Origin of the sequence: Helicobacter canadensis MIT 98-5491, assembly GCF_000162575.1 — a bacterium.
Taxonomy (GTDB): domain Bacteria; phylum Campylobacterota; class Campylobacteria; order Campylobacterales; family Helicobacteraceae; genus Helicobacter_D; species Helicobacter_D canadensis.
Window position 1 is genome coordinate 1073394 of the sequence record NZ_CM000776.2, and the last position, 25512, is coordinate 1098905.

General features: G+C 33.1%; 18 protein-coding genes. 6 read left to right on the plus strand and 12 right to left on the minus strand.

Going from position 1 to position 25512, the window contains the following annotated elements; all coding sequences use genetic code 11:
- The gene (gene fliK / locus HCAN_RS05350; protein WP_006655733.1) at positions 1-1920 is read right to left on the minus strand and encodes a flagellar hook-length control protein FliK; all 1920 of its coding nucleotides are present in this window, start codon (positions 1918-1920) and stop codon (positions 1-3) included.
- Positions 1921-2089: 169 nt separating this feature from the next.
- Here fliK and typA point away from each other — a divergent pair, with 169 nt between their 5' ends.
- Genes typA through HCAN_RS05365 form a run of 3 tightly spaced genes read left to right on the plus strand, consistent with a single transcriptional unit; the run spans position 2090 to position 7679 of the window.
- Positions 2090-3889 carry a translational GTPase TypA gene (typA, locus tag HCAN_RS05355; RefSeq protein ID WP_006655734.1) on the plus strand — a complete coding sequence of 600 codons (1800 nt, stop codon included), beginning with the start codon at positions 2090-2092 and terminating at the stop codon, positions 3887-3889.
- Positions 3890-3914: 25 nt separating this feature from the next.
- A complete protein-coding gene (locus HCAN_RS05360; protein WP_006655735.1) occupies positions 3915-6287 on the plus strand; it encodes a ribonucleoside-diphosphate reductase subunit alpha in 2373 nt (790 codons plus the stop codon).
- Entirely contained in the window at positions 6288-7679 is a 1392-nt protein-coding gene (locus HCAN_RS05365) for a PhoH family protein (protein WP_006656884.1), read from the plus strand.
- On the opposite strand, the gene xseA is transcribed toward HCAN_RS05365, so the two are convergent.
- The 11 genes from xseA to HCAN_RS05420 form a co-directional block, all read right to left on the minus strand.
- A complete protein-coding gene (xseA, locus tag HCAN_RS05370; protein ID WP_006655737.1) occupies positions 7672-8922 on the minus strand; it encodes an exodeoxyribonuclease VII large subunit in 1251 nt (416 codons plus the stop codon). The genes HCAN_RS05365 and xseA overlap by 8 nt on opposite strands.
- Entirely contained in the window at positions 8922-10712 is a 1791-nt protein-coding gene (gene oadA / locus HCAN_RS05375; protein WP_006655738.1) for a sodium-extruding oxaloacetate decarboxylase subunit alpha, read from the minus strand. Before oadA ends, xseA begins: the two co-directional genes overlap by 1 nt.
- Before the next feature lie 154 nt (positions 10713-10866).
- Positions 10867-11547 carry a putative metalloprotease CJM1_0395 family protein gene (locus HCAN_RS05380; RefSeq protein ID WP_006655739.1) on the minus strand — a complete coding sequence of 227 codons (681 nt, stop codon included), beginning with the start codon at positions 11545-11547 and terminating at the stop codon, positions 10867-10869.
- Positions 11548-11567: 20 nt separating this feature from the next.
- Entirely contained in the window at positions 11568-14129 is a 2562-nt protein-coding gene (gene alaS, locus HCAN_RS05385) for an alanine--tRNA ligase (RefSeq protein WP_006655740.1), read from the minus strand.
- Between the two features lie 77 nt (positions 14130-14206).
- A complete protein-coding gene (locus tag HCAN_RS05390; protein WP_006655741.1) occupies positions 14207-17044 on the minus strand; it encodes an FAD-binding and (Fe-S)-binding domain-containing protein in 2838 nt (945 codons plus the stop codon).
- A gap of 2 nt (positions 17045-17046) precedes the next feature.
- Complete coding sequence (gene dapE / locus HCAN_RS05395; RefSeq protein ID WP_006655742.1) at positions 17047-18165, minus strand: succinyl-diaminopimelate desuccinylase; 1119 nt, start codon at positions 18163-18165, stop codon at positions 17047-17049.
- A gap of 55 nt (positions 18166-18220) precedes the next feature.
- Positions 18221-18925 (minus strand): carboxy-S-adenosyl-L-methionine synthase CmoA, encoded by a 705-nt coding sequence (cmoA, locus tag HCAN_RS05400; protein ID WP_006655743.1) that lies wholly within the window; start codon positions 18923-18925, stop codon positions 18221-18223.
- Positions 18918-19802, minus strand: coding sequence for a bifunctional riboflavin kinase/FAD synthetase (locus HCAN_RS05405; protein ID WP_006655744.1), 885 nt, complete (start codon positions 19800-19802; stop codon positions 18918-18920). Before HCAN_RS05405 ends, cmoA begins: the two co-directional genes overlap by 8 nt.
- On the minus strand, positions 19762-20490 hold the full coding sequence (tlyA, locus tag HCAN_RS05410; protein WP_006655745.1) for a 23S rRNA (cytidine-2'-O)-methyltransferase TlyA: 729 nt from the start codon (positions 20488-20490) through the stop codon (positions 19762-19764). Before tlyA ends, HCAN_RS05405 begins: the two co-directional genes overlap by 41 nt.
- 2 nt (positions 20491-20492) lie before the next feature.
- The gene (locus HCAN_RS05415; protein ID WP_006655746.1) at positions 20493-20990 is read right to left on the minus strand and encodes a hypothetical protein; all 498 of its coding nucleotides are present in this window, start codon (positions 20988-20990) and stop codon (positions 20493-20495) included.
- Positions 20984-22315, minus strand: a complete 1332-nt coding sequence (locus tag HCAN_RS05420; RefSeq protein ID WP_006655747.1) for a UDP-glucose dehydrogenase family protein — start codon at positions 22313-22315, stop codon at positions 20984-20986. The genes HCAN_RS05415 and HCAN_RS05420 overlap by 7 nt, the downstream gene beginning before the upstream one ends.
- A gap of 153 nt (positions 22316-22468) precedes the next feature.
- On the opposite strand from HCAN_RS05420, the gene HCAN_RS05425 reads away from it, so the two are divergent.
- The 3 genes from HCAN_RS05425 (at position 22469) to rho (ending at position 25512) form a co-directional block, all read left to right on the plus strand.
- Entirely contained in the window at positions 22469-23380 is a 912-nt protein-coding gene (locus tag HCAN_RS05425; protein ID WP_006655748.1) for an aspartate carbamoyltransferase catalytic subunit, read from the plus strand.
- A 17-nt stretch (positions 23381-23397) separates the two neighbouring features.
- Positions 23398-24000 carry a LysE family translocator gene (locus tag HCAN_RS05430; protein ID WP_006655749.1) on the plus strand — a complete coding sequence of 201 codons (603 nt, stop codon included), beginning with the start codon at positions 23398-23400 and terminating at the stop codon, positions 23998-24000.
- Between the two features lie 195 nt (positions 24001-24195).
- Positions 24196-25512 carry a transcription termination factor Rho gene (gene rho / locus HCAN_RS05435; protein WP_006655751.1) on the plus strand — a complete coding sequence of 439 codons (1317 nt, stop codon included), beginning with the start codon at positions 24196-24198 and terminating at the stop codon, positions 25510-25512.

Sequence of the window (25512 nt, forward strand, 5' to 3'; positions counted from 1 at the left end):
TTAAGCATAATATGAAAAGCTCAAATCCAAATGAGAAATTTCCCGATTGGTTTCCTCGGCTTGTTGATAAATTTGTAAGCCATTTTCGTTCCTTTTTTGCTGTTGATGTGAATTTTGTTGTCTAGAATCACTAAAATTTCCCCCATTATTTTGTGAGAAACTATTACCTCCGGTATCTTTGAAATCCATTGTAACTTCGCTAAAACCAACATTATTAAGTTGATTTTTAAAATCCTGCATATTTTGCATAAAAAGCTGTAGGGCATTTTGGTTGGATCCAATTTGCACATTAATTTTATCGCCAATTTTAGTAATAGTGAGCTCTACACTACCTAATGATTCTGGGTTTAACTCCAAAGAGATTTTGGTAATAGGAGGTTTGTAATTTTGTAGTGCTTCTCTTAATTTATCGCTAAAATGTGCAAAAGTTTCTCTAGGGCTTAATAATAAATTATTTTGATTTTGCACACTACTTTGATAAATTTCTTGATGTGTTTTGTTTGTTTTTTTCTCTTTTGTCTCTTTTTCTAGATCTTCATATTTAATATTTTTTGTTTTTTGTGGAATTTCTATTTTTAATAAATTCTCTAAGAAATTTTGAGATTTTTGCGATTCTTCATTGGAGATATTTGTAAGGTTAGCATTCAAACTTGAGACATTCTCCTGTTTGACTTCTTCCTTCATTAGAATATCTTTATTGTTTAAATCTTGAGTAGTCTTTTTTTGTTGTTTGATAGAAATAGTCTCTAAAGATTCTTTTGTTGTTTTTTTAGAAAATGGATCTTTTTTGTTTTTAGTTTGTTTATCTTGTGCGGAAGAATTTTCTTTTTTTATTTCACTTCGAATTTCTTGTGTTTGCTTCTCTTCTGTTATTGTTTTTTGAGAGAAATTTTTTATTTGATTTTTATCTTTCATTTCTTCCTTGAGATTTTCTTTTTTAATGTTTATAATATTTTCCTGTTTAATGTTATCCTTTATTGGCATTTCTTTAGTTTCCAATGTTTTACTAGGATTATCTGTTTTATTGGAACTAACTGGTATTTCATTTTCTTTAAATTTATGGGAATTTTTTATTTCTGGTTTAATATTATCTTTTTTAAGTGTTTCTTTTGTATTTAAAGCTTGATTAGTCTCTTTGGTTTCTAGCTTTTTTGAAGTTTTTGATGATATTTCTTTTTCTAAAATTTCATCACCCATCTTTGCTATTTTTGAATTTTGGATTTTTGTTAAAGGAATATCTTTTGATTCTAGTATTTCTTTATTTTTAAGATTTTGATTTGATTCGGATTTTTTAGAGGCTTTTGATAACAATTCTTTATCTTGTAAAATCATATTTAAAAGATTATCTGCTTGTTTATTTGAAAGGGTTTTTGTGGATTTTTGTAAAATTTGTGTTTCTTGTTGATTGGTAATATTTTTGATAGAAATTTCTTTTTGAGCTTCATCTTTTATTATGCTTATTTTTTGCAAATTAAGTTGAAGTTTATTGGCTATTTGGGTAATGTCTTTTAGGGTTTTTGTGCTAGATTGAATATTTTGCGCTTTGGTAAATTCCAATAATTCCTTTGGGTTTTTAGGGTTAAGAATTTGTGTAGTTTTGAGTGATTTTTTCTCTTCATTTTTAAGATTAGATTCTTGATTAATATTAAAACTAAAATCTCCATTTTTATCATTTTTTTTATTCATTTTTAAATCAGTTTTTAAATCAAGATTCTCTTTGCTTTCAAGATTTAAACTCTCTTTGCTTTCTTTTTTGTTGGTTGTTTTAGAGATTTTATTATGAGGCGATTCTATTTCTTGAGTATTTTGCGTTAATAAACCGAAAAGTTCTGCAAAATCTCCTTTGCCCTCCTCGCCTTTGGAATGCTTTGATAAAAGGTTTGTTTGATTGTTTTTTTCTGTCTCAATTATAGGTATCATTGCTAAATTCTAACCACTCATAAAATAGATTTAATTTCACTTAAATAAGCAATTTATATTCCATTTTTAGAGACTAACAAAATTTGACAAAACACAAGAATTTGTAATATTTTTAATTAAGCAATACTGGTTTAGAATTCCAAATCTTTTTTAGAATCAAAGGAAATGTATGCAGGAAATAAGAAATATCGCAGTTATCGCGCATGTTGATCACGGAAAAACCACTTTAGTTGATGGATTGCTTAGACAATCAGGGACTTTTGCAAGTCATGAACAAATCGATGAGCGTGTAATGGATAGCAATGATATAGAAAAAGAAAGAGGAATCACCATTCTTTCTAAAAATACCGCCATTAGATATAAAGATACCAAGATTAATATTATAGATACTCCCGGACACGCCGATTTTGGGGGAGAAGTTGAGCGTGTTTTAAAAATGGTTGATGGTGTTTTATTGCTAGTGGATGCTCAAGAAGGAGTAATGCCACAAACTAAGTTTGTTGTTAAAAAAGCACTTGCACTAGGGATTTGCCCTATTGTTGTAGTGAATAAAATTGACAAACCAGCAGCACAACCAGATAGAGTGATTGATGAAGTTTTTGATTTATTTGCTGCTATGGGAGCTAATGAAAAACAGCTAGATTTTCCGGTGGTTTATGCTGCTGCAAGAGATGGTTATGCAATAAAGAATCTAGAAGATGAAAAAAAAGACTTAGGACCACTTTTTGATGCGATTTTAGAGCATGTGCCGCTTCCCAGCGGAAACAAAGAAAATCCTTTGCAAATTCAAATTTTTACTTTAGATTATGATAATTATGTAGGTAAGATTGGGATTGCTAGAATCTTTAATGGTAAAGTTAAAAAAGGCGAAAATGTAATGCTTGCAAAAAGCAATGGAGAGAAAATCACAGGAAAAATTACCAAACTCATTGGTTTTTATGGTTTAGCAAGAACCGAAATTGATGAAGCACAAGCAGGTGATATTGTTGCTTTAGCAGGTTTTCATTCTGTCAATGTGGGTGATTCTATTGTTGATCCTAATAACCCTATTCCACTTGATCCTATGCACTTAGAAGAACCAACAATGAGTGTTAATTTTGCGGTTAATGATTCACCTTTTGCAGGATTAGAAGGCAAACATGTTACAGCTAATAAACTCAAAGAACGCTTAGAAAAAGAAATGCAAACTAATATTGCTATGAAAGTTGAAGAATTGGGTGAAGGGAAATTTAAAGTAAGTGGTAGGGGTGAGTTGCAAATCACGATTCTAGCAGAAAATTTAAGACGCGAAGATTTTGAATTTAGTATTTCACGCCCTGAGGTTATCATCAAAGAAATTGATGGGCAAAAATGCGAACCTTTTGAATCTTTAGTGATTGATACGCCTCAAGATTATTCTGGAAGCGTGATTGAAAAACTAGGACGCAGAAAAGCTGAACTTAAAGCGATGAATCCAATGGGAGAAGGCTATACAAGATTAGAATTTGAAATTCCTGCAAGGGGATTAATAGGCTATAGAAGTGAGTTTTTAACAGATACTAAAGGAGAAGGGGTAATGAATAATAGCTTTTTAGAGTTTCGCCCCTTTAGTGGCAATGTTGAAACCCGAAATAATGGTGCTTTAATCTCTATGGAAAATGGAGAAGCTACTCCATTTTCTTTGGGAAATATTCAAGAAAGAGGAGTTTTGTTTATCCCACCACAAACTAAAGTGTATGTGGGAATGATTATTGGGGAACACTCAAGAGAAAATGATCTAGATGTTAATCCTGTGAAAGCGAAACATTTAACTAATATGCGTGCTAGTGGAAGTGATGATGCTATCAAACTCACTCCTCCAAGAGATTTAAATTTAGAGAGAGCTTTAGAGTGGATTGAAGAAGATGAAATCTTAGAGGTTACTCCAAAAAATATCCGAATCCGCAAAAAAGTGCTTGATCCAACACAAAGAAAAAGAAAAAACAAATAAAAGCAAAGACAATAGAGGGGATAGTATGCTAACAGTTATTAAAAGAGATGGAAGAATCGAGCCGCTTGATGTTACTAAAATCCAAAAATATACTCGTGATTCAGTGGTGGGATTAGAAGGGGTCTCTCAAAGTGAATTAGAAGTTGATGCTAAATTGCATTTTCGTGATAAAATTACCACAGAAGAAATTCAGCAAACGCTTATTAAAACTGCTGTAGATAAAATTGATATTGATTGCCCTAATTGGACTTTTGTTGCGGCTAGATTATTTTTGTATGATCTTTATCATAGAGTTAATGGATTTAATGGCTATAAAAGTTTAAAAGAATACTTAGAGATTGGGGAAAAAGAAAATCGAATCATCAAGGGTATGAAAGAGAAATTTAACCTTGAAAAACTTAATTTAAAAATTGATCCTAAAAGAGATTTACAATTCACTTACCTTGGTATTAAAACCCTCTATGATAGATACTTGCTTAAAGATAAAAAAGGGCAACCTATTGAATTACCACAACATATGTTTATGGCAATAGCAATGTTTTTAGCTCAAAATGAAAAAGATCCAACTTATTGGGCAGAGCAATTTTATGATTTACTTTCAAAATTTGAAGTGATGGCTGCTACCCCTACTCTATCCAATGCACGAACACCACGCCATCAGCTAAGTTCTTGTTATATTGGAAGCACACCAGATAATATTGAAGGTATTTTTGATTCTTATAAAGAAATGGCACTTTTAAGTAAATATGGCGGAGGAATTGGTTGGGATTTCTCTAAAATTCGAGGTTTGGGAAGCTTTATTGATGGACATAAAAACGCTGCAGGTGGAGTGATACCTTTTTTGAAAATTACCAATGACATTGCTATTGCAGTGGATCAGTTAGGCACTAGAAAAGGTGCTATTGCCGTGTATTTAGAGCCTTGGCATAGTGATATTTTTGATTTTGTAGATATTAAGAAAAATAGTGGAGAAGAACGACGCAGAGCTCACGATTTATTCCCTGCTTTGTGGATTCCAGATTTATTTATGAAGCGTGTTGCGGAAGATGGTTTGTGGAATCTTTTTGATGCCTTAACTTGTGCAGATTTAACCAATCTTTATGGTGAAGCTTTTGAAAAACGCTACAAAGAATATGAAAATAATCCAGATATTCCTAAAGAAACTATTAAAGCAAAAGATTTGTGGAAGAGAATCTTAACAAGCTATTTTGAAGTGGGTTCTCCCTTTTTATGTTTTAAAGATAATGCCAATAGGGCAAATCCTAATTCACACACTGGAATTATTAGAAGTTCTAACCTTTGCACAGAAATTTTTCAAAACACTGAACCCAATAAATGTTTTATTCGAGTTGAATTTGAAGATGGCACTATTGAGGATTATGAAGAATATCAAGAAGTTAAGACAGATTGTGGCATTATTAAATCATCTAATAAAATTACCTCCACAGATAGCATCAATGGTAAAAAAGTCTTCATCGCTCAAAGAGAATCCATAGATGGCAAAACTGCTGTATGTAACCTTGCTTCTATTAATCTTTCTAAAATCAACACTAAAGAAGATATTGAACGCGTTGTCCCAGTTGCCATTAGAATGCTTGATAATGTGATTGACTTAAACTTTTATCCTAATCGCAAAGTGAAAGTTACCAATCTTGACACTAGGGCAATTGGACTTGGAGTGATGGGTGAAGCTCAAATGTTAGCTGAAAATAAAATTCAATGGGGTAGCCAAAAGCATCTAGAAAAAATTGATGAGATTATGGAAATGATTAGCTATAATGCAATTAGTGCAAGTTGCAAACTCGCACAAGAAAAGGGCGTCTATAATGATTTTGCAAATTCTTCGTGGTCAAAAGGTATTTTTCCAATAGATAAAGCCAATTCTGAAGCAAAAGCATTAGTAGATAGAGGCGGTCTTTTTGGTTTTGTTTATGATTGGGATTCATTAAGAGAAGAAGTCAAAACAAAAGGAATCCGTAATGGCTACCTTATGGCAATCGCACCTACAAGCTCTATTTCTATTTTAGTAGGAACAACCCAAACTATTGAGCCAATTTATAAACGCAAATGGTTTGAAGAAAATCTAAGTGGATTAATTCCAGTGGTCGCTCCTAATTTAAGTTTGGAAAATTGGAATTATTATACTTCTGCTTATGAAATTGATCAAACCCTTATTATTAAAGCTGCGGCAATCCGCCAAAAATGGATTGATCAGGGGCAAAGCACAAATATCTTTATTTCTTTAGATAAAGCAAGTGGTCGATATCTCAATGATATTTATAGCTTAGCTTGGAGATTAGGATTAAAATCAACTTATTATCTACGATCTCAAAGCGTTGAAGCAGAAAACACTACTAGTGCAATTGATAGAAGTATTGAATGTGAAGGCTGCCAATAAGTGAGTAAAACTTATCTTATTGACACTTCCATTATTTTAGATGATATAGAAAACCTTTTCTTTCTTTATCAAAATGGTGAAAATCATATCGCAATTTGTGATGTTACCTTAAGTGAATTGGATAAAAAGAAAGATTTAAATAACCAAAGCGGTTTTTTTGCAAGAGAATTTTTTAGAAATGTTTTAAGTGATGAATCAAAAGATTCTGAACTTTTAGCCATTAATCAAGACAAAATTCATTGCATTTCTTTTTTGTCTAATAACATTAAAATCCCTCTGCATATCATTCATCGTCCAAAATACAAAACTTACGCTCTAGATTATGGTCTTAATGATGCTAGGATTCTAGAAATAGCTAGGGATTATAATCTTATTTTATTGACTAATGATATTTCTCTTAAAGTTTATGCGATTTCTAATAATCTTATTTCTCAATCTCTTATGCGTGATAGGATTGAAAACCCTCAAGCCATTAACTTTTTACATTCTTTTAAGGCTCATAAAAATTCCATTAAAGATTCCCTAGAAAAAGATTCTAATTTTGCAATGCTTAAAAACTGGAGCTTATTTGAAATCACTGAAGAAGATAATACTGATAGTTCTCTTTATGAAACTGGTAAGAGACATTATGGAGTAAAGCTTAATAATGAATTTGTTGAATTGAATTTTGATAAAATTTTAGAAGATAAGCTTTATATTAACCCTATTAATTTGGAACAAAAATTTCTTTATTCTCTTTTAACTCATCCCAAAAATAAAGTAACCATTTGTAGTGGTGCTACAGGGAGTGGGAAAACACTCATTGCACTTCAAGCAGGATTACATTTACTTAAAAAAGGGGAAGTTAATGGGATTGTTTATATGCGAAATACTATTACAGCCAATGACAAAGAAGCAGAGCTTGGATTTCGCAAAGGCGATGAAGGGCAAAAATTAAATTATTTTATGTATCCTCTTTTTAGTGCTATTAATTTTATGATTACCAAAATGCAAAAAGAATCTTTGGCTAAAAGAATTGAATACAAAGGCAATGCTAATAGCATATTAAATAAAGAAGCAACAGAATATTTTATCCAAAAGCATAACATTGAAGTTATGGATATTGCACATTTGCGTGGAACAAGCATTGCTAAAAAATTTGTAATTTTTGATGAAACACAAAATGCTTCTAATGCAACAATTAAGCTTGTTGGAACAAGAATGGGAGAGGATTCTAGAATTGTTTTTTTAGGCGATCCTGCACAGATTGATCATCCTTATTTAAGTAAATATCGTAATGGCTTAGTTAGCCTACTTAATAAAGCCAAACATTCTGATTTCTTAGCTGGAATCATCCTTAAGCAAACGATTCGAAGTGAAATTGCCGCTTGGTTTGAAGATAATTTTAAGTAATAAGTTTTTTATCTAAAACTTGAACTTGCACACTTGCGCTTAAATCTTCTAGGGTTAATAGGCAATTTGGCGTGATTTCGCTAAGTTTCAAAACAGGTTTGCCTTGAAAACTTGCATAAACATAGCCCGTTTTTTGATTGTTTTGTGGATTTTTAGATTCTAACTTTGCCTTTAGGAGTGCGATTTGATTAATCTTGTTTGCTAGAATCTTGGTTATTTTTTGCTCTAAAATTAAAGGGGTTGATTCTAGAGTATAACGATGCGGAATTATTTTTGATTCAATAGCTTGTGTAAGGAATTTTTGCAAAGTTAAAAGTTGTTGTTTATGATTTTTGATTTTCTCAAAAAAAGAATTTTTTTGCAATAAAACTTCCAAATATTCTAATTTTTTATTTTTTTTCTCTAAAAGGTTTTGGATTTTATTTTCCATAGTTTTTTGCATAGAATCAAGTCGCATAAGCCATTCTATCTTATCGGGCAATAAGATTTCCATAGCAGCACTAGGCGTTGGCGCGCGCAAATCAGCGACAAAATCACTTAAAACTACATCTGGCTCATGTCCAATAGCAGAAACAATAGGAGTTTTTGCTAAAAAAATTGCTTCAATCACTAAAGGCTCATTAAAAGCCCATAAATCCTCTAAACTCCCTCCACCCCTAGCTAAAATGAGACAATCAAGATTTAAAGAATCAGCCATTTGAATATTTTTAGCAATGTTTTCTTTAGCACCCTCTCCTTGCACCAAAGTATCAAACAAAATAAATTCCACAAGATTCCATCGTTTTTGTGCAACTCTTAGCATATCGTGCAAAACCGCACCACTTTTTGAAGTGATTAGCCCTACTCTTTTGGGAAATTTTGGAAGGGGCTTTTTGTTTAAAAAATAGCCTTTTTTCTCATATTCTTTTTTAAGTTGCTCATAGGCTAGTGTCAGCTCACCCACACCGCTTGGAATCGCACTCAAGCAATTCAGTTGGTATTCTCCACGCGGAATAAAAAGAGTAATGCCCCCATTTAAAATCAAATCCATACCATCTTCAATTTTAAATTTCAAATAACGCGCATTTCCCCTAAACATCACGCATTTAAGTGTAGAATCTTTATCTTTGAGTGAAAAATAAATATGCCCACTAGAATGATAAGTGCAATTGCTCACCTCTCCACACACACTCACTTGCAAAAAAGTTGCTTCTAGTAAGCCTTTAATCTGTGAATTTAATTCACTGACACTTAAAGTTTGCATTATTCAACAAGCATAATAGCTAAATTGGCATCAATTTGTTGCCCTTCTTTAGCGTAGATTTCTTTGATTTTTCCACCTTTTGTAGCAAGAACTTGATTTTCCATTTTCATTGCTTCTACGATGGCTACTATATCACCCTCTTTAATGATATCCCCCACTTTTACTTTTAATTTTGTGAGATTTCCAGGCATTGGAGAAATGATGTGTCCAGGCAAACTTGCTTGTGGCAAAGAATCTGTATTTTTATTAATTTTTCTTTCTGTATTGATTTCATTAGAAGTTACAAAGACTTCTCTTAAATCTCCATTAACACGAACAAAGAAAGGTCGCACTTCTTCATCTTTGGAGCCACTTCCTTCTACCTTAATATGATAACTCTCTCCATGTAAATTAATCATAAAATCTTTTGGCATAGGACTATTCTCATTTTCAAAAGTGCTTAAAGCTTCTGGTGCTAAACATCCTTGATTTCTTTCTTCTAAAAAAGTTTTGGCAATACTTCCAAAAATCGCATAAGAAATAATATCTGTCGGACTTTTTGCAAATCCTTTAGATTCTTCTATGGCTTTTGTCATTTCTGGAAGTAACTTATCAGCTGGACGCTGCGTGATAATTTCTTCACCCTCGGCTTTAATTTTTTGAATCAATTCTTGTGAAATTGGGGCAGGAGTTTTACCATAATACCCCTTGATAATATTTTTTGATTCTGTGGTGAGTGTTTTGTAGCGTGTTTGTGTGAGAACATTTAAAACCGCTTGGGTTCCTACAATTTGACTAGAGGGTGTAACAAGCGGAGGATAACCAAAATCTTTTCTCACATTTGGAATCTCAGATAAAACTTCATCCATTTTATCCAAAGCATTTTGCTCTTTTAGTTGATTTGCCATATTAGAAATCATTCCACCAGGGATTTGATTAACTAGCACACGCGTATCAATTTGATTGTAAGGCGATTCAAATTTTTTGTATTTTTTGCGGTTTTTCTTTAGGATTTCAGCTGCCTTTTCCATCAAAGATAAATCCAAATTGCTATCCCATTGAGTGTCTTTGAGAGTAGCAACCATTGATTGTGTGCAAGGATGACTTGTGCCCTCAGCAAGTGCAGAATTAGATAAATCCACAATATCAATCCCTGCTTCTATTGCTTTGAGATGAGAGCCAAATGCAAAACCAGCTGTAGAGTGAGTGTGAAGTGCTAAGGGCAATCCTATTTCTTCTTTTAGGGATTTAGTGAGTTCATAAGCCATATTTGGAGTAAGCAATCCTGCCATATCTTTAATAGCCAAAGAATCACACCCCATTTTTGCAAGCTCTTTGCCGAATTCTACAAAATTTGCAATGGTATGCACAGGAGAAGTGGTGTAGCAAATTGCACCTTGTGCGTGTTTGCCTTGCTTTTTAACTTCCTCTATGGAAGTTTTAAGATTTCTTATATCGTTTAGTGCATCAAAGATTCTAAAAATATCTACGCCATTTTGCACACTAAGCTTAATAAACTCACAAACGACATCATCTGCATAATGGCGATAACCAATGAGATTCTGCCCCCTTAAAAGCATTTGAATAGGAGTGGTTTTGAAAATTTCTTTAAAAGTTGCAAGTCTCTCAAAAGGATCTTCTTTAAGATAACGCAAACAAGTATCATAAGTCGCTCCTCCCCATACTTCTACACTATAAAATCCTATTTGCTCAAAAATCTTCGCAGCTTCTATCATATCTTCAGTTCGCATTCTTGTTGCAAGTAAAGATTGGTGTCCATCTCTTAGGCTATTTTCAGTAATTTTTATCATCTAACTACCCCTAAAATTTAAAATTTCATAGATTATATATGTTCTTTCTTTGTATTTAGCTTAGCATAAAATATAGTTAAAAAACACTTCAAATAAAAGGCTAAAATGTAACTTTTATTTGAAATATAAATAAAGGCTTGTTATTAAGTTTTAGTTATCCGGCAATTTCAATTTTAGGTTGATAGGAAGTTTGATTTTGAGTGTAAGTTTGTAAAGCATATTGTCTTTTAGAATCATCAAAGAATGGCTTTTCTTGATCTTGTTGTTCTTGTTCCTCTTGTTTTTTAAAAGTTTCTTCATTTTTTTGGGCTTGTTCTTGAGCTTGTTCTGTTCGTGCTTGACTTTCCATCTGCATAGCACTTGCAGCAACTTTATAATCTTGCGGACTTGGATCAGCAGGTGCCATAGCTGCTGCTACAATTTGTCTTGCATTTTGAATGGTTTCTTCAGGAGTTTTGCCCTTTTTCATTGAAATAGGCACTTCTCCAGAAGTAGCATACATTTTGCCATCAGGTCCTCTTGTGTATCCATAGCTTGCACCACCACTTACAACACCTGCTCCTGCTGCAATATGTGCTGCTTCGTGGGCTTTAACATTTCTATCAATACTTTCTAATTCACGCACATATTGCACTTCATCAGTTTCAAGCTCTTTGCCATTAACAATTTGTGTATTTTTATCTTCTTCTTGTTTTTCTTGATTATCCTCTGTGGTTTGGATGCTAGAATCATCTTGAGAAAATGAATTAGTCTCTAAATCTTGGGAAATATGAGTTTTTTCTTTCCAAGCATTGAAATTATCTTGTGAGTAAAAGCTAAAATTCCCTATTTGCATTTTTTTCCTTTAATAACTTTTTATAATAAAGATTGCAATACAAATTCTTTTGCTTTTTTTAGAGCTTCTTCTATTTTATCTAGTGCCTTGCCTCCAGCTGTAGCAAAATCATCTCTACCGCCACCATTTCCACCCATAACTTTAGCCACCTCTTTAACCCAAATCCCTGCTTTAATAGGAGCATTTTTAACCCCAGCAGCAATTCTTCCACTCTCATCAATGAGCAAAATAACTACTTTTTCATATTTGTTTTTGATTTCATCAATGATTTCTTTAATGTCGCTACCGCTAAAACCTTGAATCACCATAGAAATTCCATTAATCTCTTGAATTTTTAGATTATTGATTTCATTTTTAGAGTTACCGCCTTGAGATTTTAGAGCTTTAATCTGTTCTTTTTGTTTTTTAATGCCTTCTAATAAATTTTGTGTTTTTAGCATCTCTTTTGCAGAAGCTATTTCACTCAAAGCTTCTTTTCCATAATAATACGCTGCTTTACCGCACACCGCTTCGATTCTTCTAACTCCGCTACTCACTCCACTTTCTTTGACAATATAAAAACTTCCGATATTTGCAGTATTTTCTACATGGATACCGCCGCATAATTCAATTGAATCACCAAAGCTAATAACCCTTACATTTTCGCCATATTTTTCACCAAAAAGCGCCATAGCTCCTTTGGATTTAGCAGCTTCAATACCCATAACTTCACAAATTTGCGGATTAGCTTTTAAAATTTTTTCATTTACTAGCAATTCAACTTTATTTAATTCTTCATAACTTAACGCCTTAGGATGAGAGAAATCAAAACGCAAACGATTAGATTCAACTAAGCTTCCTGCCTGTGTGATATGATCTCCTAAAACTTCCCTTAAAGCTTTATGTAATAAATGTGTTGCACTATGGTGTTTGGCAATCTCTAACCTGTCTTTGCTCACTTCTATCCAAACTTCTTGCCCTATTTCTAGAGGTTTTAGAGTTTCTAGGGTTGAAATATTTAAGCCAAAATATTTTTTGGTATCTGTGATAGTCGCTACAATTTCATTTTGCTGTAAGATTCTTCCTTTATCGCCAATAGGACCTCCAGATTGTGGATAAAGCGGTGTTTTATCAAACATCACATAGCCCTTACCTTGCAAGGTTTTCACTTCTTTAAAATTCTCATCAAGCAAAGCTAAAATTTTAGATTTAGATTCCGCACATTCATAACCAATAAAAACATTTTCTCCAAATTTTGAAAGCAATGTTTTAAAATCGCCTTCTTGAATACTATCCCCACTTCCTTTCCAATTTGCCTTTGCTTGCTCTTTTTGTTTTTGCATACACACTTCAAAGCTATCAATATCCACACCAAAACCATTTTCTCTTAGCATATCTTGCGTTAAATCAAGTGGAAAGCCATAAGTATCATAGAGTTTAAAGGCAATTTCTCCACTAAAGAGAGCTTTTGATTTTTCTTTTTTAAGCACCTCAAGTTCTTTATTAAAAAGATTCATACCATTTTCTAAAGTCTCAAAGAATCTCTCTTCTTCAGCTTTACATTGTGTTTTGATAATTTCTTTTTTTTCTTTTAAGTAGTGATAGTGGCTACCCATATTCTCGCACACGCTTTCTAAAACTTCATAGACAAATGGCTTTCTCATTCCTAGTAAATACCCGTGTCTAACAGCACGACGCAAGATTCTTCTTAGCACATAGCCCCTGCCCTCTTTATCAAAATTCACACCTTGTGCAAGTAAAAATGCAACCGCCCTAGCGTGATCGGCTATAACACGAAAACTCGCACCACTTTCATAAAAATATTTTTGTCCAACAATTTCTTCAACTTTGGCAATCAAAGGCATAAAAAGAGAAGAATCAAAATTGCTACTCTTGCCCTCTAATAATGCCATAACTCGTTCTAAACCCATTCCTGTATCAATGCTTGGCTTTGGAAGAGGCTTCAAATTCCCTTCAATATCCCTTTCGTATTGCATAAAAACAAGATTCCAAATCTCTAAGAATCGATCGCCATCGCCCCCAAAATAATCTTCTGGACCATTGAATTTTTCTGCACCTTGATCTACAAAAATTTCGCTACAAGGACCACAAGGTCCTGTATCACCCATTTGCCAAAAATTATCTTTATCTCCCATTCTTTTAATACGATTAGAATCGATATGTTCTTTCCATAATTCAAACGCTTCATCATCGCTTTCATGAATCGTAACATAAAGCACTTCTTTGCTAAAACCTAAAACTTCCGTTACAAATTCCCACGCATACGCAATAGCTTCTTTCTTAAAATAAGCACCAAAACTAAAATTTCCTAACATTTCAAAAAGCGTGTGATGCCTTGAAGTGTAGCCAACATTTTCTAAATCGTTATGCTTTCCACCTGCACGAATACAGAGTTGAGCGCTTGTAGCAATATTTGGACTTGGAGTGGGCACTTTGCCTGTAAAAATATCTTTAAATTGCACCATTCCTGCATTAGTAAAAAGCAAGGTGGGATCATCAGGCACCAAAGGCATTGATTCATAGATTTTATGTCCTTTACTTTGAAAGAACTCTAAGAATAAAGCACGAACATCTTTTTTCATAAGAAACCTTTAAGAAATATATAAAGAATTATTTTTACAATTCTACTTTTTTTGTATTAAAATCTTTCTTTAATTTTTTAGTTTTTTGCTTCCTTAGCACAAGAATCAAGCAAATAAATAATATGCTGCCAAACTCTTTTTGTATTAGCGCTTAAGCCTATCTCGCAAGTGCTAGAGCTAGAATACCCTTCAATGATTGGATTTTCATCATAAAATCTCACAAAATTTCTTAAGGCTGATTGATTCATCGCAGGATTTAAAAAGCCTTTATTTCCAGCAAATCCACAGCATTTTGTGTCTTTATCCATAAAGACATCTTTGGAGCAAAGTTTAGCGATTTGAAGTAAAGCACTTTGATTATCTTCTTTTTGCTTATAATGTCTAGTTGCACAAGGTGCATACACTCCAATAGTAGAATCTCTAGGAGTAATTTCAAGTCTTGGAATCAAAGTCTCTAAAACAAAGCTAGGCATATCTTGGATTTTTAATTGCACTTTTTTAAGTTCTTCAAATTCATAAGCTCTCTCTAATAGCTCCAAAGAACAAGCACTATGATCACACACAATAGGAATGCTTCCATTTTTGCTTGCTTCAACTAAAGCTTCAAAGGTTTTTAATGCCATATCTTTTGCAGTCTCCTTATAATCTTTAAAAGCCTTAGAACAACACAAGCCTTTAAGATTCTTAGGATAAATCACATTAACTTTGCTTTTTTGACACAAACTTTCAAAAACTTCTTGAATATTGCGTTGATCCTTTGCTTCTTTGGGTGGTGCAAAAAGGCGATTAAGGCAGGAAGAAAAATATACCACTTCTAGCGAGTTAGGGCTAAAACAATTTTCAAATTCTTTTTTTGAATTAGCTTGTGGAAAATAATCAAGCATTGCAGGAGTTTTTAAGATCGTGTTTATTTTTTTAGAAAGGGGCTTTGCAAGGGATTCTGTGAAATTTGAAAAAGCTATAGTGCCTTTAAGTAGTGGAATCATTAAATGAAATTCTTTAGCTACAAATTTTGCAATTTTAGGGAAATTGCCCACTTTTGTTAGTTTTGCAATATTAGCCGTGTCAATTTGTAATGGGCAAAGATTGGCACAAGCAGAACAAGTCGCACAAGTTTCGATTCCATAATAACTATATCCATTTTTTAGCTCTTGCAATTCTGTTTGTTCTTGTAAGCTTAAATTTTCTTTTGCTTCTAGGCGACAAATTTCTTGATAAACGCTAATGCGTTGTCTTGGAGTGAGAGTAAAACCAAGTGTGGGGCAAAACTTCTCACAAAATCCACATTCCATACATTTTCCAATAAACTCACTCACTGAATTATAATGATCTAATGAGGGCTTAAGGTTTTTAATATGAATCTCCTTATCTTCACTTAAAATTACATCGGGATTAAAAATATTTTTACCATCAAAGAGTTTTTTAATTTTTTTATTAAGCTGATAAGCCTTTTCTCCCCATTCTAATTCCACAAAAGGAGCAACCATTCTACCTGTTCCATGTTCTGCTTTGATACTGCCTTGATACCTTGTTACCATTTGAGCTAATTCTTCCATAAAATCACCAAATCGCTTGGCTTCTCCAGAATCATTTAAATTAGGCGTAATGATAAAATGCACATTACCACTCAATGCGTGTCCAAAAATAATTCCCTTAAACTGATATTTTTCAAAAAGCTTAATAACTTCTGCAATCCCTTGAGTAAAATCTTCAATAAAAAAACAAATGTCCTCTGTGATAACAGTGCTTCCTTTAGGGCGTTTTCCAGCAGTAATAGGCAAAAGCCCTTTGCGTATTAACCACCACGAATCTTGTTCTTTTTTATCAAAACTAAAATGAACTTTAAAAAGCGTTTGGAGTTGTTCTATTTTGGGAGTTAAATAAGCAATATTTTTTTCTAATTCCTTTTTAGTCTGCGATTCTAGTTGAATTAAAATAGCACAATTTCCTTCTTGTAATTCTAAGATTTCTTTGGGTAATCCTTTTAAATGCTTCACACTCTGCAAACAGGCATAATCCATAATCTCAGCTGCACTAATAATGGCTTGATTTTTTGCAAAAAGCAAAATTGCTTCACTAGCTGAATAAATATCTTTAAAAAATAACAAAGCACAAGCCTTATATGGCATATCTTCAATGGTTTCATATTCTACGCGACTAACAAATCCTAAAGTCCCTTCTGCTCCAATAAAAATATGATTCAAAATATCTTTTGGATTATCAAAATCCACAAAAGCATTTAGGCTATATCCAGTTGTGTTTTTAATGGTGAATTTTTTATTAATCAAAGCTTTTAGTTCAAAATCGCTATTAATTTCTTTATGAAGTGCCATTAAATCTTCAATTAATTTTGTATGAGATTGACAAAACTCATTAAAAGATTCATCACTTGAAGTATCTAAAATACTTCCATCTTCTAAAATCATACGCACAGATTTGATAGTGTGATAACTATTTTGTTTAACCCCACAACACATTCCACTAGAATTGTTTGAAAAGATTCCCCCAATTTGTGCATTGGCAATCGTAGCAGGATCAGGACCAATTTTTTTGCCAAAGGGCATTAAAGCTTCATTGGCATTAATGCCAATCACGCCACAATCACACCAAATACTCTCGTGATTCTTGGCTATCTTAATTTGTTTCCAAAAACAAACCACCAATACACTATCACTACAAGCTTGTCCGCTTAGTGAAGTGCCTGCTGCTCTAAAGGTAAGTGGAATCTCAAATTTTCCTGCTATTTTAATAAGCGATGAAACTTCCTCTTCATTATTAGCCCATATCACTGCTTTAGGGATATAACGATAACAAGAAGCATCAATCCCATAGGCAAAGCGTCTTAAATAATCTGTAAAAATCCTTTCTTTAAAAAATTCCTTTGCAACTTCCAAAAATACTTCAAAATTTTTCATCTTTATTCCTTGTTAAATATTTGCAATAGCTCAACAAAAACCGCTTTTAACTCTTCTATTTCACTGATTTTCACTCTTTCATTAACCGAATGAATTGTATCATTACATACACCACATTCTACAACTTTCACACCATATTCTGCAAAATATCTTGCATCACTTGTTCCACCACTTGTGCTTAGAGTGGGTGTTATTTTTAATGTATTTTGCAAAGATTCTAGAAGTTTTTTCACAATAAAGTTACTAGAATTTGTCAAAAAAGGCTTTGAGCTTTGCTTTAATTCCAAATGATGCGGTATATCACGCAAAAGATTCTCTAAGTAATCCTCTATATCCTGCAAACTTGTTTGGGGAGAATTCCGAATATTAAACATTATTTTTAAGTCATTAGGGGTTACATTAACCACTTCCATTCCCCCGCGTATATCGGTAATAACTATTTTACTTGATTCAAATTCCTCACTCCCACCATCCATATTAAAACCTGCAATTTTAGATAAAATGGGCGCAATAAGCTCCACTGGATTAATGCATTTACTGGGGTAAGCTACATGACCTTGCTTGCCAAGAATCGTGAGCTTACCATTAATAGATCCACGCCGACCAATCTTAATCATATCTCCAAATCTATTGACACTAGTTGGCTCTGCAACAATCGCATATTTTGGAAGTAAATCTAACTTTTGCAATTCTTCTAAAACATATTTTGTTCCAAAAATCGCCTCCCCTTCTTCATCGCTTGTTAGCAAAACAGAAAGGATTCCATTAAAGCAACCCTTTGAATCTATAAACTCCCTTATCGCGCACAAAAAGGCAGCCACTCCGCCTTTCATATCTTGCACTCCACGACCAAAGAGATACTCGCCTTTTTGTGTGGGGATAAATGGATCACTCTCCCAACCCTCTCCAGTTGGGACTACATCAATATGTCCCCCAAAACACAAATGCGTTTTACAATCCCCAAATTCCTTATATAAAAATAAATTTTTTATCCCCTCTTTTTCAAATTCCAAAGCTTTAAAATCAGAAAGAAAATCTTTAATATATTCATAGATTCCACATTCCTTTGGAGTGATAGTCGGATAACTCACAAGCTTTTTTAGCATTTCAACACTTTGCATTTTTAACCCTTTAAAATCTAGATTATAGCTTATTTTGCAAATTTTACTTCTTCTTTTATTTCATTGCAATCAAACTCGCAAAATTCACCCATTTAAAAAAGGTTTCAATATGTTTAAAACCGCAGTTTTGCAGCATTTTTTTATTCTCATTTTCGCTATAAGGAATCAACACATTCTCCAAAGCTTCCCGTTTTTTTGCAATTTCAAACTCGCTATAGCCTTGCTTTTTTTTAGCTTTAAGATAATAATCAATCATCTCAAAATCAAGCCGCTTATTTTCACAAATCACTTTTTCAGACAAGATAAAAACCCCCTCATCATTAAGCGAATCAAAGATTTTTTGAACTAGCTTTTCTCGTTGCAGTGGGCGAATGAATTGCAGAGTATAATTTGCAATAATGCAATCGCATTTAGGAAAGGCTTCTTCTAAAATATCCCCACAAATAAGCTCTGCTTGCATTCCATAAGCTTCTAATTTATTTCTAGCGTGTTTTAGCATAAAGCTAGAATTATCAATCCCAAAAAGATTGACTTTAAAATCTGCTTTAGAGGCAATTTCTATTAGCATTGCACCTGTAGAAGTCCCTAGATCTAAAAGATTAGAATCTTCTTTAATAAACTTTAAAGCAAAGTCAGCACTTAGGGATAAGACTTCTTTGTAATGCGGGATAGAACGACTTAACATATCATCAAAAACCCCAGCGACTTTCTCATCAAATTCAAATTGTTTTTGAGGAGATTCCATAAAAATCTTATCCATTTGGAGTTTCCTTTGGTTGAATTTTTAAGAGTTTATAGGCTTGATTAATATCCTGTTTGATTTGCTCTTTTAATGCTTCTAAAGTATCAAAATATTCATTTTCACGAATTTTTCTATAAAAATAAAAACCCGCCTTTGTTGTTTGAACTTCTAATTCAATGCCTAATAAATGTCCCTCAATTGCAAAGCTTTTGTCAGTGCTAACGCGATTTCCAATAAAAATAACTGCAGGATATTTGGGGGTTATATGGCTTTGTTTGCCTAATTGAATAAACCCCGCATAAACACCTTCTTGGGGAAGCAAAAATCCATCATTTTCTAAATTAATCGTCGCATAAAGTTGCTTTCTGCCTATGCCTTGCCCTTTAATAATCTTTCCTTGTATCTCAAATTCACGTCCTAAAAGCTTATTGGCTAACTTTAAATTGCCATTAATTAATAATTCTTTGATTAAACCACTATGAACCGAAAGTTTCTTATAAAATACTTCATCAATCACAATTACTTCACCTTTGAAGTGTTTTTTTAAATCAAAAGTGTAGTAATTTCTATCTTTACCAAAACGGAAATCATATCCCACCACAATTCGTTTGAGATTGGGCAGAATCTCCATAAGGAATTTTACAAACTCAATATCATTTTTTTCTTTGACAATATTCAAATCAAGATGATAAATAGGAAAATGTGTATAAAAATCCCTATAAGGCTTAGGTAACAATTCGCCCCTATTTGTTTCAATACACAAAATTACCCCTTGATGATCCAAAGCCTTAAAAATTTCTTGATGAGCAATATGCATACCATCAAATTTTCCTAAGGCAATGCTTGTAAAAGTATTAGCTTTTTCTCTCTCTTTGACAAGCGATAAAAAATTCAATATTTCCTTCTTTTCCTCTAACTGAAGATTCTTCATATTTTATAACCTTTAATTCCTGTTTTTCTAAAAAAATGATAGTTTGCCAAAGTGCTTCTTGTATCTTTTTTTCATCAAGCACCACTCCTTTTTTATTGCGTTTGGCTTCTTTCCCTACTTCAAATTGTGGTTTAAAAAGCAAAATAAGCCAATCCCCAATCCTATTTTCAAAAGAATAAAAAATTTTTTGAATGGGGATGAAAGAGACATCACACACGATAATATCAAAAATCTTGTCCTTTTCTTTAGGGGTGAATTGTCTAATATCCATTTCTTCAAAAAGATGAATTCTAGAATCTTCTCTTAAGTCTTTATGAAGTTGATTCTTGCCAACATCAACACAATAAACTTCCTTTGCACCTTTTTGGAGCATTACTTGCGTAAATCCGCCCGTGCTAGAACCAATATCAAGCACAACACTATTTGTAATCTCTATAGGATTGTTTTCTAAAAAATTCCAAAGTTTCTCACCTGCCCTGCTAACAAAACATTTTTCTTGTTTTAACTTAACCTTAGTGTTCTCTAAAACTTCAAAAGAACTTTTTAAAACCGCACAATCATCAACTAAAACAATACCTTTTTGAATCGCTTCTTGTGCTTTATTTCTCGAATAAAACCAACCTTGTTGAACACAAAATAAATCCAAACGCATTTCTATGGTCTTGTAATCTTTTTAAAACCAAACTTTAATGTGTTTTCTCCAAAATCTTTGTGCGATAAAATAAGCATTAACCTATCTTGTGTGCGTTTATCTTGCTTTGGAAATTCTACCCAATAATATTCACCCCATTGGGTTGCATTTTGCAATATCAATCCCTCTAAGTCCTCTTTTTTTAATTGAATGATTCTTGTGGGTTTTACGCCGTTATTCAATGTCAATTCATAACCATTTTTCAAAATATTTTTTTTACCATTAGCCTCATAAATATCTAAAAAGAAAACTTCCCCCGCATCTCTTGGGTATTTTTTAGAATCAAATTCATTTAAATGCGTTGCAATAACCACTACTTGGGTATTACCCTTGGCGATTAATTCTGTTTTTCTTGTGGCTTGGATATAAGATTCTTCTAATTTTTTAGGCATTAAGTCGCTTTTTTGAGCTTCGCACCCAAAAAAGAATAAAACCATAAAAAACAAAACCCCCTTTAGCATTGCCCTACTCCAATTTGATAATAAATAAACCCCATTTCTTTAAGTCTTGTAGCATTATATTGATTCCTGCCATCAAAAATAATTGCCTCTCTTAATCGCTGTTTAATTTCCCAAAAATCAGGACTCCTAAACTCTTTCCATTCTGTGATTAATACCAGTGCATCACAAGAATCTAAAGCATCATATTTATTTTTAGCATACAAAAGATTTGGCGTGTCTTTAAAATAAAAATTCTTTGCTTCCTCCATAGCTTTTGGATCATATACTTTAACAATCGCTCCACGCGCAATTAATTCATTAATCAACACAATAGAAGTGGCTTCTCGCATATCATCGGTTTCAGGCTTGAAACTAAGCCCCCAGATTCCAAAACTTCTATCGCTTAAGTCTTCACCAAAACGCTTAATAATTTTATCACCTAATATCTTTTTTTGCTTTAAATTAACCTGCTCTACAGCATTAATGATTCTTGGATTTATTCCTGCATCATAGGCAATCTTGCTTAAGGCTTTTACATCTTTAGGGAAACAACTTCCACCATAGCCACAACCAGGGTAAATAAAACTATATCCAATGCGTTTATCGCTCCCAATTCCTACTCGCACATCATTGACATTAGCACCCACCGCTTCACAAATATTGGCAATTTCATTCATAAAACTAATTTTAGTAGCTAACATGGCATTGGCTGCATATTTTGTCATTTCAGCACTTCTAATATCCATAATAATCAATCGATCGTGATTTCTGCTAAAGGGAGCATAAAGCTCTTTTAATGCTTCTTTGCTCCAAGAATCTTCTACTCCAATCACCACCCTATCAGGCTTTAAAAAATCATTAATAGCATCACCTTCTTTAAGGAATTCAGGATTACTAGCTATACTAAATTTTATTTCTAAATTTCTCTCTTGAAGTGCTTTTGAAATTACGCTTTTCACTCTTTGTGCTGTCCCTATAGGCACGGTTGATTTATTAACTATAATTAATGGCTTTTGCATAGTTTGCCCAATTTCTCTTGCCACTTCCATAACAAATTGCAAATCTGCACTGCCATCCTCACCCATAGGTGTCCCAACAGCAATAAAGACAATTTCAGCATTTTTTAAAGCATCACACACAGAAGTAGTAAAATGTAGATTTCCACTTTTATAATTTTTTATGACAAGTTCTTCTAATCCTGGCTCATAAATGGGAATTTCGCCCTTTTTTAAGCTTTCAATTTTTGATTCTAAGTTATCAACACAATACACTTTATTTCCCATTTCTGCAAAGCAAGTCCCACTCACAAGCCCAACATAACCTACCCCAATTACTGCAATATTCATCCAAATAAACCCTAAAGTCAAATATTTTAAGCGGATTCTATCATAAAATAGCCCATAAAACAAAGGAAGTTTAAAGGAAATTAAAGTTAGAATTTAGTTTATATTTTTAAGTTTAAGAAAGCTACAATCCAATTCTTTTTCAAGGATATAAAAATGCCGCGACATTTGATTGAAACTACTGATTTTAGCAAACAAGAAATACAAAGAATTTTGGATTTAGCTGAACAATTTTTAGATGGTAAAATGAGAAATACCCTAAAAGATCATATTATCATCACGATTTTTTTTGAAAACTCCACTCGCACACTCTCTAGCTTTGAAGTTGCTACAAAGAGACTAGGCGGAAGTGTTGTTAGGCTTGATGTCTCAAGAAGCTCTACTTCAAAAGGGGAAACACTTTTTGATACTGCTGCTAATCTTAATGCAATGAGTCCTAGTGCCATTATTGTCCGACACAAAAGTGCTGGAGTTCCAAATATTCTTTCACGCTATGTTTCTTGCAGTATTGTTAATGGAGGTGATGGCGCACACGCTCATCCTACTCAAGCCCTTTTAGATTTATTGACGCTTAAAAAACATTTAGGGAATTTAGAAGGAAAAAAAATTGCCATTGTAGGAGACATTAAAAGTTCCCGCGTTGCTAATAGCAATATTGAACTTTTAAGCCGCTTTGGTATGGAGGTAATTTTAATAGGACCACCCCATTTTATTCCTAAAAATCGATTAAGACACCATTTGTATTTAAAAGAAGTCATTGATGAAGTTGATGCAGTTATGAGCCTAAGAACACAAACAGAACGACACAATTTACCTGTTTATTCTAGCTTAAAAGACTATGCAAACGACTATTGTATTACTAAGGAAATATTAGGAGATCGCGATATTATTCTGCTTCATCCAGGACCAGTTCATCGCAATATTGATATTAGTGATGAAATGTTAAAAGATCCGCGTTGCAAGGTGCTAGAACAAGTTACTCATGGAGTGGCAATAAGAATGGCGGTGCTAGAAACACTTATCACACAAAGTAACGCATCTAAAATTCAAAATTTTCCTTATTTTTAATTATATTTGGAGATTCTATGGAATTAACCCTACTTTTTATTCTTGGTTTCACCGCTGCATTAATCCCAGGACCTGATATTTTATTTGTTTTGCGAAACACACTTACCTTAGGTTTCAAGCAGGGAGTAATTAGTTTATTAGGAATCTTTAGTGGGTGGTTGATTTTTTTAGGCTTAATTTATTTGGGATTTACGAGCTATTTTAATAGCCAACTTATTCAAGCTACACTCAGCGGTATTGGTGGAATCTATTTGCTTTATCTTGCTTATCTTTTGTTTAAAAAGAGTAACAATCATATTAATTTTTCCCAAAACCAACAAAAAAACTTTTCACTTTATTTTAAAGGCTTATTGATTAACCTTTCTAATCCCAAAGCCATTTTATTTTTTGCCACTATTATTTCACCTTTTATTCAAGGTAGCTTAGAAATTAGCTTTATTGTGCTTTTATCTGCTCTCTCCTTAGCCTTTCTAAGTGTAATTTTTGTAGGGACATTTTTTAGACGATTTATTACTAATGCCCTTTTTGATAAAATCGATAAAATTTGCAGTATTATTTTTGTCTGTTTTGGGGTTTGGTTGCTTTATTCAAGCTTTCAAACAATATTCTTACTTTTTTAAGTCAAATCTAACTTCAAATGGTAAAATTTTATCTTGACAACTCTTAGCTTTTAGAATAAAATTCTCTATCTAAAAAAATTTCCGCAAAACTTTGAAAACTACATTTAAAGGGAAACCTAAGAAATATTTTAATCCCCACTTTATCTTTAAAATAACTAAAATTTGCAAAGTTTTTGCTTTTAAAAAAGGTTTTAAATGTCTCAAAACAAAAAAGATCAAAAAATAAGAACTCACACTCCTGTTGAAGGTTATACCATTGAGGACTTGAGAGCTAAGCCTATCAATAAACTTGCAGAAATTGCAAAATCACTTGGAATTGAAAATCCCCAAGAGTTTTTACGACAAGATTTGATTTTTGAGATTCTAAAAACCCAAGTTAGTCAAGGCGGTTTTATTCTCTTTACTGGGATTTTAGAGATCACGGGTGAAGGCTATGGATTTTTGCGTGCTATTGATGAGAATTTCTCTGGTTCTCAAAATGATGCTTATGTAAGTAGCACCCAAATTCGGCGATTTGCGTTGAGAAATGGAGATATTGTAACAGGACAAGTGCGATCTCCAAAAGATCAAGAAAGGTATTATGCACTTTTAAAAGTAGAAGCTATTAATTATCAATCGCCAGAAGAAATGAAAAATCGTCCTTTGTTTGACAATCTTACTCCACTTTTTCCTACAGAACAAATCAAACTTGAATACAATAGCTTTAAGATTACAGGAAGAATGCTAGATCTCTTTGCACCTATTGGAAAAGGGCAACGCGCTTTGATTGTTGCTCCTCCAAGAACAGGTAAAACAGAACTTATGAAAGAATTGGCTTATGGAATTACAAAAAATCATCCCGAAATAGAACTCATTGTTTTGCTTGTTGATGAAAGACCAGAAGAAGTTACAGATATGGAAAGAAGTGTAAAAGGTGAAGTGTATAGCTCCACTTTTGATATGCCCGCTAATAATCATACTCGAGCAGCTGAACTTGTCGTAGAAAAAGCAAAAAGAATGGTGGAAATGGGAAAGGATGTCGTAATCTTACTTGATTCAATTACACGCCTTGCAAGAGCCTACAATACTGCAACACCAAGCAGTGGAAAGGTATTAAGTGGTGGAGTAGATGCCAACGCATTGCATAAACCCAAACGCTTCTTTGGCGCTGCAAGAAATATTGAGCAAGGTGGATCCCTCACTATTATTGCAACTGCATTAATTGAGACAGGATCAAGAATGGATGAAGTTATTTTTGAAGAGTTTAAAGGAACAGGAAATAGTGAAATTGTTCTTGCTAGACATATAGCAGAACGCAGAATCTATCCTGCTATGGATATCTTAAAAAGTGGCACAAGAAAAGAAGAGTTATTACTAGGACACGATAAACTTCAAAAAGTATGGGTTTTACGCAATGCTATTCATCAGATGAATAATGAAATCGATGCTTTAACTTTCCTTTATTCACAAATGCAAAAGTCTAAAGATAATGAGGAATTTTTAAATATGATGAATGATAGTGCTAAGGAATAA